The following is a 12429-nucleotide window of genomic DNA, read 5'->3' as shown; positions in this document are numbered from 1 at the left end:
GCGCAACGACCTCGCCGTCGTGCGGCGCGGACGTCGTGCGCGACCTCGCGCGATCAGCCGTGCGTCGCTGCCATGTACGCCTGTGCGGGTGCGTCACCGTCTCCGGCCGGCAGCTTCGAATGGCTGGCGTCGTCGATCAGCCGCGCGACGGTCGGGTCGATCGCGTCGGTGAACGGCTTCGGATCGACGCCGACCATCAGAACGATCAGCGCGAGCGACGCGAACATCACGATCTCGCGACGGCTGAGATCGGCGAGTTTCGCGATGCGCGCGTTCGCGATCTTGCCGAACACGACGCGCTTGACCATCCACAGCGTGTACGACGCGCTCAGAATCAGCGTGAGCGCCGCGATCGCACCGATCCAGAAGTTGACGCGGATCGCGCCCATGATGACCATGAACTCGCCGACGAATCCCGACGTGCCCGGCAGGCCGACGTTGGCCATCGCGAACAGCAGCGCGAACGTCGCGAAGCGCGGCATCACGCCCGCCACGCCGCCGTACGCGGCAATCTCGCGCTGCTTCGTGCGATCGACCAGCACGCTCACGCAAAGCAGCATCGCGCCCGCAACGAAGCCGTACGACACGAGCTGCACGATCGCCCCCTCGACGCCGATTCGGTTGAACAGGAACAGCCCGAGCGTGACGATCCCCATGTGCGCGACCGTCGAATAGGCGAGCAGCTTGCCGAGATCGGTCTGCGCGAGCGCGATCAGGCTCGCATAGACGATCGCGAACAGCGACAGCGCGATCACGGCCGGCGCGAAGAAGTGGCTCGCGTCCGGCGTGATCGGCAGCGCGAAGCGCAGGAAGCCGTAGCCGCCGAGCTTGAGCATCGCGAGCATCAGCGCCGCGCCGGTCGGGCCGTCCGTGTAGACGTCGCGCAGCCACGTATGCACCGGCCACATCGGCACCTTGACCGCAAACGCGGCGAAGAAGCCGAGGAACACCAGCAACTGCGGCGCGAAGCCGAGCTGCAGCGTGCGCCACGCGTTCATGTCGAACGTATGAGACTTCGCGTACAGGTACAGCATCGCCATCAAGAGCAGCAGCGACCCGGCGAACGAGATGAAGAAGAATTTCACCGCCGCGTACACGCGCTGCTCCCTGCCCCACGTGCCGATCAGCAGGTACAGCGGAATCAGCGTCGCCTCGAAGAAGATGAAGAACAGCAGCCCGTCCTGCGCGACGAATACGCCGACCATCAGCCCCGACAGGATCAGGAACGACGCGTAGTACTGCGCGACGCGCACGGTCACCGACTCCCACGACGCGATCACGACGACGAGCGTCGTGAAGGCGGTCAACACGACGAGCCACAGCGACGCGCCGTCGATCCCGACGCGCCAGCCGGCGTTGAACGCCGCCAGCCAGTTGCGCGTCTCGGAAAACTGCATCGCGGCGGAGTGGGAATCGAAACCGGTGACGAGCGGCACGACGGCGGCCAGCCCGGCGAGTGCGCCGACGAGCGCAATCAATCTCGTGCGATGCGGATGACGGTCGGAACCAGCGCGCAGCAGGCACGCGCCGAACAGGATCGGAAGCCAGATCGCCAGGCTCAGGAAGGGGAAATCATGCATGTCAACAGGCCTTGAGAAGGTCGCGCACTGCATTCGGAACAGGCGTGACGAAAGGAACGAAATCAAATCGACAGATAGATTTCGTGGATCGCCAATGTTGGCAAAATGTAAAGCGGAATCAACGCGAAGGTTGATGCCGCTCAAGCGCAATCGGGTTAACCAGCATAAGGCGATTGATTATTTTTTGCATCGCAGCAAAGCGGCGGTTTGCGATGCGTCGATAGTCCGCTGATTTTTATGAGTAATTTTTTGTATTACGACGCAATGTCGATCGCGTGAGTCGGTGCATCGCCGCATTTTTTTCCAAAGGCCGGTTCTTTGGCGTGCAAGCGCTGGATGCGGGGAACGATGGATGAGATGGGCGTTATCCTTACATCGATTCTTTCATTTTCATTCGCGCGAGCCACGATCGCCGCACTCGCGAACGTCGAAATTCGCGGCGCATTTCGTCAGCGGTGATGGCTCAGCTTGTCCCATACGCGCATCGTTACCGCTCGATAGTGGTTGTGTTGCGCAGGGAAATGAACGAAGCGGCTGTCGCGTGTCGCATAGACCGGCGATGACGCGAGCGACATCGCATCGACGATGTAGCGCGCGTCGATCATGCCCGCCTCCAGCAGTTCGACATAGATCGCCTGCTGGTCGCCGCCGCTCGCGTAAACCGACGACCGATCGTCGAAGCTCTCGATGCGCGCACACATGCGCCCGACCAGTTCGCGCATCGGCGCGACGTTGCGCACACCGATCATGCACGAGTTGATCGCCCAGGCCGTGTGGTCGGTGCCGATCACGAAATCGCGGCCGTCGATCACGCTGTCGACCGTCTGCCGCTGATCGATCGCGAGGATGTCCGCATCGACCCAAAACACGAACGCGTGATCCGGCAGATGTTCGCGAATCAGGTGCAGCTTCGCCCAGTTCGCATCGACGCCGGCCGGCAGGAACGCGGGCGGTTCGCGATACGCGTGGTACGCATAACCGTGCCGCGTGCAATAGCGGATGAAGTTCTCTTCGTGAAGATCGCCGTAACCGGCGATGTGCGACGTGTGCAGGCTCACGAACGCGATGTCCGCATGCGGGTTCAGGTGGCACGCCGGCTCGCGCGTGCGTTGCTGCGCGGCGCGCCAGTCATCCATCGCGCGCGGGTGGTCGCCGCGTTGAACGCGCGCGGCATCGTCGACGAGTGCGAGCACGTAGCGAAAATCGTAGTCGGGCGTCGGCGCCCATACGCCGTCGATCTGTTGCCATTCGGGCGCGTGGTGCGCCACGAGCGGATGCGCACCGACGACCTCGTCGATCGCGAGCCCGTCGCCCCACACCGTCTGGGCCGATGCGAAGTAGCCAGTCGCGAGCGGCTGGTCGAACGGCAGCGGCGGGAAGTGCTCGGCCAGCAGCGTCGCCTCGCACACGTGCTGCCGCTCGGGCAGGCGCATCGCCCACTTGCCGAGCTCGACCACCAGCTTGCGCAGGCATTCGCGCACGTCGGGCACGTTGCGAAAGATCATGCCGCTCGCGGCGGGCAACGGCGACTTGGGCGTCTGCGTCGTGACGATCGCGTCATAGGCGCCCGCGACATCCGGCAACGCATGCTGGCCGAACACCACCGAGAACGGATCGAGCACGAGCAGCAACGCGCCCTGCTCCATCGCGACGAGCTGCGCGATGATCGCGTGATACTTGTGCAGCACCTGCTGGCGCTCGCCGTATACATGCGTGCCGTCGACGATCGCGTGCCGGTAGCCGCGGCCGCGCGCGTAACGTTCGTGATTCTCGACGAGCCCGTCGACGGGTCGATGCGAAAGGATGGTCAGTACGGAATGCATGCGTGCAGGAGCTCCGGATTGAGCCGCGCGAGGCGATACGCCTATTTAGCGCATGAGCGGCGCACAAGTCGAGCATTGATTGGCTGTCCGGACGAAGCGTGACGCCGCGCGGCGCGCACGGAAGCGCGTGCGGAAAAGAAAAAGCCCCGCAAGTCCGAGAACTTGCGGGGCTTTGTCACCGCTTTTGGCGGAGACGGAGGGATTCGAACCCTCGATCCAGGTTTTGGCCCAGATGCTCCCTTAGCAGGGGAGTGCCTTCGACCTCTCGGCCACGTCTCCCAAACTTTCGCTCGCACCAGGGAGGCAGTGCGACGAGAACGAGATAATATAGGGTTTCGAACCGTACGTCAATTTCCGTGATGCATTTTCTTCAATGCATCACAAAAAATTCACGCCGCCTGGTCGAGTTCGAATGCCTTGTGCAGCGCGCGGACAGCCAGCTCCATGTATTTCTCGTCGATCAGCACCGAAATCTTGATTTCGGACGTCGAGATCATCTGGATGTTGATGCCCTCTTCCGACAGCGTGCGGAACATCTTGCTCGCGACGCCCACGTGCGAACGCATGCCGACGCCGACGACCGACACCTTCGACACCTTCGGGTCGCCCTGTACGCGCTCGGCGCTCACATGGCCCTGCACCTGGTTGGTGAGGATGTCCATTGCCTTCTGGTAGTCGCCGCGGCCGACCGTGAACGTGAAGTCCGTCTTCCCTTCGACGCTCTGGTTCTGGATGATCATGTCGACGTCGACGTTCGCGTCGGCGACCGGGCCGAGGATCTGATACGCGATGCCCGGCTTGTCGGGCACACCCATCACCGCAATGCGTGCTTCGTCGCGCTGGAACGCGATGCCGGAAATGACTGCCTTTTCCATGGTCTCGTCTTCTTCAAAAGTAATCAGGGTGCCCGAGCGCATTTCTTCGTCGAGCGCAATCAGCGGATCGGTCAGGCTCGACAGCACGCGCGTCTTCACCTGGTATTTGCCGGCGAATTCGACCGAGCGGATCTGCAGGACCTTCGAGCCGAGGCTGGCCATTTCCAGCATTTCCTCGAACGTCACGCGATCGAGGCGCCGCGCCTCTTCCACCACGCGCGGGTCGGTCGTGTAGACGCCGTCGACGTCCGTATAGATCAGGCACTCTTCCGCGCCCAGCGCGGCCGCGACCGCCACTGCCGACGTGTCCGAGCCGCCGCGGCCCAGCGTCGTGATGTGGCCATCCGGATCGACGCCCTGGAAGCCCGTGATGATCACGACCTTGCCGGCGTTGAGATCGGCCTTCACGCGCTCGTCGTCGATCGAATGGATACGCGCCTTCGTGAACGCGCTGTCGGTCTTGATCGGCACTTGCCAGCCGGCATAGCTCACGGCCTCGACGCCGATTTCCTGCAGCGCGATCGACAGCAGGCCGACGCTGACCTGCTCGCCGGTCGACGCGATCATGTCGAGCTCACGCGGGCTCGCCTGGCTCGAAATCTCTTTCGCGAGACCGAGCAGACGGTTGGTTTCGCCGGACATCGCCGACGGCACGACCACCATCTGGTGCCCGGCCTGATGCCATTTTGCGACGCGTTTCGCGACGTTCTTGATGCGCTCGACCGAGCCCATCGAAGTGCCGCCGTATTTGTGTACGATGAGTGCCATTGTCGTTCTGAACTGAAGGAGAAGCCGCACGGGCGCGCTGGGCAGGCCGCGTTGCCGTTCGGTCACGCGGCTTGTGGCTGTGGACGGACGACGAGGGGAACGGCTGGGACGCAACACGCAAGCGTGACGGATTTTGCCCGGAAGGCCGATCAGGCCGCGCAAACCGGGTACGTCACGCGGAAAACCTGCACAAATCGCTCAAAAATCGAGCCGAGCAAACGACCGAGCGTACCCGATAGAGGCCCGCTTGACAAGCCGCTCGCCGGTTCGGCAGGCGTTCCGGCGCTGTTTACCAAATGGTGAAAACCGGCGCGCGATCGTGCCGCCGGAGAAGCGTGCCACCGTGTGCCGCCGCTACGCGATCAGCAGGTCGGGACGCCATTCGATCCGGCGCCACCCGCCGTCGCCGGAGAGCCCGTCGCCGGAAAGCCCGTCGCCGGCGAGCCCGTCGCCATGATTCACACCGAGCCGCGGCACGTAGACGAGCCGCTCGCCCGCGAACAGCAGCGGCACGTCGCGCTGCCAGGCCGGCACGCCGCGCTCCTGGAACAGATTTTTCAGTGTGCGGCCGGGACCGCCTGGCCACGTACGCAGCCGCTCGCCGCCCGAGCGCGCGCGCGCGGCGAGCACCGCGCTTCGCAACAGCGCCTCCGGCACCGCACCGTCGCTGCCGGCTTCGGCCGGCGCGAACACGAACGTGCCGCGCCATGCCGGCACGTGCCAGACTTCCTGGCCGTCCCATGCGAGCGAGGACTCGGGATGCGGCGTTCCGGTGCCGTCGTCCGCCGGCTCGGCGCTGTCGCCCGCCTCCCAGTAAACGGTGTCGCGATAGAGCCGCAGACACTGCCCCGCATGATCGACCCGCAGCGCATGCGCATCGTGCGCGGCGCGCAGTTGCCGCATCATGTTCGCGAGACGGCCTGCCGATGCGCCGGGCAAGCCGAGCCGACGCATCCAGAAACGCAGCAGGTTCGCGCCGCGCGTGTCGTCGAACGCCACCAGCGCATCGCGCGACAGCGCGCGGCCGTCGTCGCGCGCGGCGCCGGCGAAATCCAGTTCGGCCAGATCGTCGAGCAGCCGTTGCGCGGCGGCCGCGTGCTGGGCCGCCCGGCCCAGCGCATCGCGAAAACCGGGAAAATGCACGGCGAGCGCCGGCAGCACGTCGAGACGCAGCGCATTGCGCGCATAGCGCGTGTCGCCGTTCGATTCGTCTTCGATCCACGTCAGCTCGCGCTGCGCCGCATAGCGCTCAAGTTGCGCGCGCAACAATCGCAGCAACGGGCGCATGCGTTCGACGCTCGCGCCGTCAGGGCGATAACGCGGTGCCATCGCGGCCAGGCCCGCGATCCCCGCGCCGCGCAGCAACTGCAGCAACACGGTCTCCGCCTGGTCGTCCGCATGCTGCGCGACCCAGAGCGCGGCGACGCCGTGACGTTCGCACATCGCGTCGAGTGCCGCATAGCGGCGCTCGCGCGCGGTCGCCTCGACGCCGAGGCCGCTGTCGCGCGGCACGTCGACACGCTCCGCTTCGAACGCGACGCCGAGTCGCCCGGCCGCTTCCTGCGCATGCGCGACCCAAGCGTCGGCATTCGCGCTCAGGCCATGATGCACGTGCAGCGCGACGCAGCGGGCGGCACCCGCCACGCGCACGGCCGCGTCGAGCAGCACGGTCGAGTCGAGGCCGCCGCTGTACGCGATCGCAATGCGCGCATCGGCCGGCAGATCGGCAAGCGCAACGCCGACCGCGTCGAGAACGGCGCGGTCGGCGGAGAATTCGGTCGAGGGGATCACGAGTCAGACGCGCGCCGGACGGCGCGCGATGTGAACACGCCGGTCATGCGCCGGGCGTGGTTTCCTTGAACTTGCCGTAGGCCATCAGGCGCTCGAAGCGGCGCTCGCGCAGCGCGTCGATGCTCATGCCCTGGAACTGGCGCAGCGAATCGGCGAGCGCACGGCGCAGCAGCGCGGCCATGCCCTTCGGATCGCGGTGCGCGCCGCCGAGCGGCTCGTTGATGATCTTGTCGATCAGGCCGAGCGCCTTCAGGCGATGCGCGGTGAGGCCCAGCGCTTCGGCTGCCTCGGGCGCCTTCGCGGCGCTCTTCCACAGAATCGACGCACAGCCTTCCGGCGAGATCACCGAATAGGTCGAGAACTGCAGCATCATCACGGTGTCGGCCACGGCGATCGCGAGCGCGCCGCCCGAACCGCCCTCGCCGATCACGGTCGTGATGATCGGCGTCTTCAGCTCGGCCATCACGTACAGATTGCGGCCGATCGCCTCCGATTGGCCGCGCTCTTCCGCGCCGATGCCCGGGTACGCGCCCGGCGTGTCGACGAACGTGAAGATCGGCAGCCCGAACTTCTCGGCGAGACGCATCAGGCGTTCAGCCTTGCGATAGCCTTCCGGTCGCGGCATCCCGAAGTTGCGCGCCGCGCGTTCCTTCGTGTCGCGCCCCTTCTGATGGCCGATCACCATGCACGGATGGCCGCCGAAGCGCGCGAGACCGCCGACGATCGAGAGATCGTCCGCGAATGCGCGGTCGCCATGCAGCTCGTGAAAATCGGTAAACAGTTCCGCGACGTAATCGAGCGTGTACGGACGCTGCGGATGCCGCGCGATCTGCGAGACCTGCCACGGCGACAGGTTCGCGTACAGGTCCTTCGTCAGTTGCTGGCTTTTCTTCGACAGCCGCTCGATTTCTTCCGAAATATCGACAGCCGAGTCGTCCTGCACGAATCGCAGCTCTTCGATCTTGGCCTCGAGTTCGGCGATCGGCTGTTCGAAATCCAGAAACGTGGTCTTCATGTGTTCGAATCCTTGGGTCTTGCGGCAGCGCGTATTCTACCCGCGCGGGCGACGTGCAAAACCGGCTCTCAACTATTGATGTTTAAAACCCGATAGCCATCAATCGGCGTCGGCGTCCGGCGTGTCGAGGCTGCGCCACATGTACCAGGTCGCGACGGTACGCCACGGCTCCCAGTTGGCGGCCACCTCGCGCGCCTCGCTGCGCGTGACGGGCTCCCCGCTGAAGTAATTGACGCTGATCGCGCGGATCAGGCCCGGATCGTCCAGCGGCAGCACGTCCGGCCGCGACAGGTTGAAGATCAGGAACATCTCGGCCGTCCAGCGGCTGATGCCGCGGATCTGCGTGAGTTCGGCGATCACGTCCTCGTCGTCCATCGACATCCACTTGTCGACGTGCAGCGCGCCGGACACGAAGTGTTGCGCGAGATCGAGAATGTATTCCGTCTTGCGCTTCGACAGTCCGCACGCGATCAGCTTGTCCGCCCCGAGCCGGATCACCGGCTGCGGCGCGAGTTTCGGACACGCATCCTCGATGCGCGCCCACAGCGCCTGCGCGGACGGCACCGAGATCTGCTGGCCGACGACCGAACGCGCGAGCGTGACGAATGGGTCGCCGCGCTTCACGAGATGTGCGGGGCCGAACTTCGGGATCAGCTTTTTCAGGATGCGGTCGCGCTTGACGAGATCGGCGCACGCCTTGTCCCAGTATGCGGGACGCACGGCGCCTTCGGTGACGTCGTCTGCCGGATCGGCGGCGCGCACCTTGCGTGCCGCGTCGGCGGCCGCCATCGAGACCTCCGGTTGCGTCGCGTCCGCGCCCTTGCCGCGCGCGGGCTTCGCATGACCGTTGAGCGCGCCGTTCGGCACGGCGCGCGTCGCGTCCGCCTTCGCCGCCGGCGCGCGCTTGCCTGCCGGACGCGCGGCGAGCGGAGTCGCGCGCCTGACCGGCGCTTTTCTGGCCGTTGCCATCTTGCCTCCTACCCGACGGATCGGTCAGTGGAACGCACCGCGCTCATACGCGACGCCATTCGGTCGATCCGCCCGGTTTGTCTTCAAGTGCGATACCGGCGTCGAGCAGCTCCGCCCGAATCCGGTCCGCTTCGGCATAGTCCTTCGCTTGCTTCGCCGCGACACGCGCGGCGATCTTCGCTTCGATCTCTTCGGCTGCGAGCCCGCCCGCCTGCGCGGCACCGGCGCCCTGCTGCAGGAACGCGCGCGGTTCGCGGCCAAGCAGGCCCAGCAGGCCCGCCAGCTGTTTCAGTTGCCGCGCGAGCGCCGCATCGCGCGTGCGGTTGACTTCACCCGCCAGCTCGAACAGCGTCGCCACCGCGACCGGCGTGTTGATGTCGTCGTTCATCGCGGCCGCGAAACGCCGCGCATGCGGTTCGTTCCAGTCGAGCGCGAGCGCGTCGGGTTCGACATCCTTCAGCGCCGTATACAGACGCGTGAGCGACGCGCGCGCATCGTCGAGATGCACGTCGCTGTAGTTGAGCGGCGACCGGTAGTGCGTGCGCACGATGAAAAAGCGCATGACCTCGGCGTCGTAGCGCTCGAGCACTTCGCGGATCGTGAAGAAGTTGCCGAGCGATTTCGACATCTTCTCGTTGTCGACCTGCACGAAGCCGTTGTGCATCCAGTAATTGACGAACGTCTGGCCGGTTGCGCCCTCGCTTTGCGCGATCTCGTTCTCGTGGTGCGGGAATTGCAGATCCTGGCCGCCGCCGTGGATGTCGAAATGCTCGCCCAGCAGCGTGCAGCCCATCGCGGAGCACTCGATGTGCCAGCCCGGCCGGCCCATCCCGTATTTCGATGCCCACGACGCGCCTTCCGGATCGTCCGCCTTCGCACGCTTCCACAGCACGAAATCGAGCGGGTCTTCCTTCGCGTCGTTCGCGGCGACGCGCTCGCCCGCGCGCAGGTCGTCGAGCGACTTGCCCGACAGCTTCCCGTAGTTCGCGAACTTGCGCACCGAATAATTGACGTCGCCGTCGGTCGCCTGGTACGCGTAGCCGTTCGTCTCGAGTCGCTCGATCATCCCGAGCATCTGCGGAATGAACTGCGTCGCGCGCGGCTCGATGTCCGGCCGCTGGATGCCGAGCGCCGCTTCATCCTCGTGCATCGCGCCGATGAACCGGTCGGTCAGCGACTTGATCGTTTCGCCGTTCTCGACCGCACGGCGGATGATCTTGTCGTCGATGTCGGTGATGTTGCGCACGTACGTGACCCGATAGCCGATCGCACGCAGCCAGCGCTGGACGAGGTCGAACACGACCAGCATGCGCGCGTGGCCCACGTGACAATAGTCGTAGACGGTGATCCCGCATACGTACATCCGCACTTCGCCTGACTGGCGCGGCACGAAAACTTGCTTGTCACGCGCGAGCGTGTTGTAGATGCGCAGTGATTCCATAGAGATGAACCGTGAGCCGAAGGAAACCGCCCTGGCGAAGCTCGCCCAGCATGCGAAACGGACGGACCACCTGCCGCGGCACGACGCCGCGCGTCCTCGGTATCACATGGGGCGGTCAGGCTGCAAGCACAGCGGTGACGGCCACGAGAGGCAAAGAAAGACTGTCTGCGGCTCGCCGGAACGCGCAGACGTTTTGTTAGAATGGCTCGGAGTATAACATTCCGATTTACGCCTATGAAACCTCATCGCGGCCGCGCGCCGAGCGCTGCGACCCTCGTTGCGACCGCCGTCATGGGCGTCGCACTGACGCTTTTCGCGGCTCCCGCGGCATACGCGCAAAAGGCCCCGGCCACCGCCGACGGCACGCCCGAAATCGATGCGTCGATCGCCGGCAAGCAGTGGAAACAGGCGCTCGCGCAACTCGACGCGCGCATCGCGGCGAATCCGCACGACCTGCAGGCGCAGTTCAAGCGCGGCACCGTGCTCGCCCGGCTGAACCGCGACGACGACGCGATCCAGCAGTTCGTCGCGATCACGCAGGCCTACCCCGAACTGCCCGAACCGTACAACAACCTCGCGGCGCTCTACGCGAAGCACGGCCGCTACGACGAAGCGCGCAGCGCGCTCGTCACCGCGACGCAATCGAACCCGAGCTACTCGCTCGCGTACGAGAACCTCGGCGACCTTTACCTGCGTCTCGCGGCCGAATCGTACAAGCGCGCGCAATCGCTCGGCCGCACGAGCGGCGCGACCGCGCAGCGCCTCGCCGACCTGCAGAAGATCGTGTCGCCGCCGAAGGCGGCCGCGAACGCACGCGCCGTCACGCCGGCCACGCGCGCGTATACCGATCGCGCCGCCGCGAACGTGAGCACCACCACGCTGCCGATGTCGCCGACGTTCCAGTTCAACGGTCCGTCCGGTGCGCTGACAGCGCCGTACGTCGCGCCGTCGCAGTAAGGCGGCGCAACCTTCCTTCCCTCCCAATCTGAGGATCGCAATGAAACGTCTGTTGCTGGCGCTTGGCGGCGCCGCCCTTCTCGCGACCGCGCCCGCGTTCGCGCAATCGGCCACCGCGCACCCCGTCGTGCAGCTGAAGACCTCGCAAGGCGACATCCGCGTCGAGCTCTATCCGGAAAAGGCGCCGAAGACGGTCGCCAACTTCCTCGATTACGTGAAGGCCGGCCAGTACAACGGCACGATCTTCCATCGCGTGATCAAGGGCTTCATGATCCAGGGCGGCGGCTACAAGACCAACTTCGAGGAGAAGCCGACGCGCGCGCCGATTCCGCTCGAAAGCCGCAATGGTCTGAAGAACCTGACCGGCACGATCGCGATGGCACGCACCAGCGATCCGAACTCGGCCACCGCGCAGTTCTTCATCAACACGGTCGACAACAGCGGCCTCGACTACCCGAACCCGGACGGCAACGGCTATGCGGTGTTCGGCAAGGTCGTCTCGGGCCTCGACGTCGTGAAGAAGATCGAAGGCGTGGCGACGACCTCGCGCGGCCCGATGCAGGACGTGCCGGCCCAGCCGGTCGTGATCGAATCGGCCAGCATCGTCTCGAAATAAGCACCTGCCGGCACGTCCGGCGCCACACGCGGCCGCGTCGCACGACCGGCCGCGTGCCATTTAAACCGCCTTACCGAAGGAATTCATCATGGTTGAACTGCACACGAACCACGGCGTCATCAAGCTCGAGCTGGACGCCGCCAAGGCACCGAAGACGGTCGAGAACTTCCTCAACTACGTGAAGAAGGGCCACTATGACGGCACGGTGTTCCACCGCGTGATCAACGGCTTCATGATTCAAGGCGGCGGCTTCGAGCCGGGCCTGAAGCAGAAGCCGACCGACGCGCCGATCGACAACGAAGCGAACAACGGCCTGAAGAACGACACGTACACGATCGCGATGGCGCGCACGAACGATCCGCACTCGGCGACCGCCCAGTTCTTCATCAACGTGAACGACAACGACTTCCTGAACCACTCGTCGCCGACGCCGCAGGGCTGGGGCTACGCCGTGTTCGGCAAGGTCGTCGAAGGCCAGGACGTGGTCGACAAGATCAAGGGCGTCAAGACGGGCAACGCGGGCTTCCACCAGGACGTCCCGACCGACGACGTCGTGATCGAAAAGGCCGTGGTGGTCTGACGCATAGTCCGTTA

General features: G+C 65.4%; 10 protein-coding genes, 1 tRNA gene and 1 pseudogene. 4 read left to right on the top strand and 8 right to left on the bottom strand.

The window, feature by feature from the left end:
* Nucleotides 1–53: 53 nt before the first annotated feature.
* The 4 genes from HW466_RS25145 to HW466_RS25130 all read right to left on the bottom strand — a co-directional run bounded on the left by HW466_RS25145 (nucleotide 54) and on the right by HW466_RS25130 (nucleotide 5046).
* Nucleotides 54–1580, bottom strand: a complete 1527-nt coding sequence (locus HW466_RS25145; protein WP_059503336.1) for an NADH-quinone oxidoreductase subunit M — start codon at nucleotides 1578–1580, stop codon at nucleotides 54–56.
* Between the two features lie 449 nt (nucleotides 1581–2029).
* Nucleotides 2030–3403: a glycosyltransferase family protein gene (locus tag HW466_RS25140; RefSeq protein ID WP_151004679.1), complete on the bottom strand. Its 1374-nt coding sequence runs from the start codon at nucleotides 3401–3403 to the stop codon at nucleotides 2030–2032.
* 185 nt (nucleotides 3404–3588) lie between these two features.
* A tRNA-Ser gene (locus HW466_RS25135) sits at nucleotides 3589–3682 on the bottom strand.
* Nucleotides 3683–3792: 110 nt separating this feature from the next.
* Nucleotides 3793–5046 carry an aspartate kinase gene (locus HW466_RS25130; protein ID WP_151004677.1) on the bottom strand — a complete coding sequence of 418 codons (1254 nt, stop codon included), beginning with the start codon at nucleotides 5044–5046 and terminating at the stop codon, nucleotides 3793–3795.
* Between HW466_RS25130 and HW466_RS32325 the strand changes: the two are divergent.
* A pseudogene (locus HW466_RS32325) lies at nucleotides 5029–5266 on the top strand (hypothetical protein); the annotation flags it as partial. The gene HW466_RS25130 and the pseudogene HW466_RS32325 overlap by 18 nt on opposite strands.
* A 134-nt stretch (nucleotides 5267–5400) precedes the next feature.
* On the opposite strand, the gene tilS reads toward HW466_RS32325, so the two are convergent.
* The 4 genes from tilS to cysS all read right to left on the bottom strand — a co-directional run bounded on the left by tilS (nucleotide 5401) and on the right by cysS (nucleotide 10262).
* Nucleotides 5401–6837 carry a tRNA lysidine(34) synthetase TilS gene (gene tilS, locus HW466_RS25125; RefSeq protein ID WP_174905886.1) on the bottom strand — a complete coding sequence of 479 codons (1437 nt, stop codon included), beginning with the start codon at nucleotides 6835–6837 and terminating at the stop codon, nucleotides 5401–5403.
* A gap of 43 nt (nucleotides 6838–6880) precedes the next feature.
* A complete protein-coding gene (locus tag HW466_RS25120; RefSeq protein ID WP_006478433.1) occupies nucleotides 6881–7852 on the bottom strand; it encodes an acetyl-CoA carboxylase carboxyltransferase subunit alpha in 972 nt (323 codons plus the stop codon).
* Nucleotides 7853–7951: 99 nt separating this feature from the next.
* A complete protein-coding gene (locus tag HW466_RS25115; RefSeq protein WP_059503341.1) occupies nucleotides 7952–8821 on the bottom strand; it encodes a DNA-3-methyladenine glycosylase family protein in 870 nt (289 codons plus the stop codon).
* A gap of 43 nt (nucleotides 8822–8864) precedes the next feature.
* Entirely contained in the window at nucleotides 8865–10262 is a 1398-nt protein-coding gene (gene cysS, locus HW466_RS25110; protein WP_151006023.1) for a cysteine--tRNA ligase, read from the bottom strand.
* Nucleotides 10263–10496: 234 nt separating this feature from the next.
* On the opposite strand from cysS, the gene HW466_RS25105 reads away from it, so the two are divergent.
* The 3 genes from HW466_RS25105 to HW466_RS25095 all read left to right on the top strand — a co-directional run bounded on the left by HW466_RS25105 (nucleotide 10497) and on the right by HW466_RS25095 (nucleotide 12415).
* Nucleotides 10497–11219, top strand: a complete 723-nt coding sequence (locus HW466_RS25105; protein WP_059503345.1) for a tetratricopeptide repeat protein — start codon at nucleotides 10497–10499, stop codon at nucleotides 11217–11219.
* A 40-nt stretch (nucleotides 11220–11259) separates the two neighbouring features.
* Nucleotides 11260–11835, top strand: a complete 576-nt coding sequence (locus HW466_RS25100) for a peptidylprolyl isomerase (protein ID WP_059450416.1) — start codon at nucleotides 11260–11262, stop codon at nucleotides 11833–11835.
* 88 nt (nucleotides 11836–11923) lie between these two features.
* A complete protein-coding gene (locus HW466_RS25095) occupies nucleotides 11924–12415 on the top strand; it encodes a peptidylprolyl isomerase (protein WP_059450417.1) in 492 nt (163 codons plus the stop codon).
* Nucleotides 12416–12429: the final 14 nt, after the last annotated feature.

Origin of the sequence: Burkholderia territorii, assembly GCF_902833055.1 — a bacterium.
Classification (GTDB): domain Bacteria; phylum Pseudomonadota; class Gammaproteobacteria; order Burkholderiales; family Burkholderiaceae; genus Burkholderia; species Burkholderia territorii.
Note: the sequence above shows the minus strand (reverse complement) of the source record. Positions and strands in the feature narration are given on the sequence as shown.

Excerpts from the sequence above, each read along its gene's own strand:
- HW466_RS25145 (WP_059503336.1), bottom strand. The coding sequence starts at position 1,580 with ATGCATGATTTCCCCTTCCTGAGCCTGGCGATCTGGCTTCCGATCCTG.
- HW466_RS25140 (WP_151004679.1), bottom strand. The coding sequence starts at position 3,403 with ATGCATTCCGTACTGACCATCCTTTCGCATCGACCCGTCGACGGGCTC.
- HW466_RS25130 (WP_151004677.1), bottom strand. The coding sequence starts at position 5,046 with ATGGCACTCATCGTACACAAATACGGCGGCACTTCGATGGGCTCGGTC.
- HW466_RS25120 (WP_006478433.1), bottom strand. The coding sequence starts at position 7,852 with ATGAAGACCACGTTTCTGGATTTCGAACAGCCGATCGCCGAACTCGAG.
- HW466_RS25115 (WP_059503341.1), bottom strand. The coding sequence starts at position 8,821 with ATGGCAACGGCCAGAAAAGCGCCGGTCAGGCGCGCGACTCCGCTCGCC.
- cysS (WP_151006023.1), bottom strand. The coding sequence starts at position 10,262 with ATGGAATCACTGCGCATCTACAACACGCTCGCGCGTGACAAGCAAGTT.
- HW466_RS25105 (WP_059503345.1), top strand. The coding sequence starts at position 10,497 with ATGAAACCTCATCGCGGCCGCGCGCCGAGCGCTGCGACCCTCGTTGCG.
- HW466_RS25100 (WP_059450416.1), top strand. The coding sequence starts at position 11,260 with ATGAAACGTCTGTTGCTGGCGCTTGGCGGCGCCGCCCTTCTCGCGACC.
- HW466_RS25095 (WP_059450417.1), top strand. The coding sequence starts at position 11,924 with ATGGTTGAACTGCACACGAACCACGGCGTCATCAAGCTCGAGCTGGAC.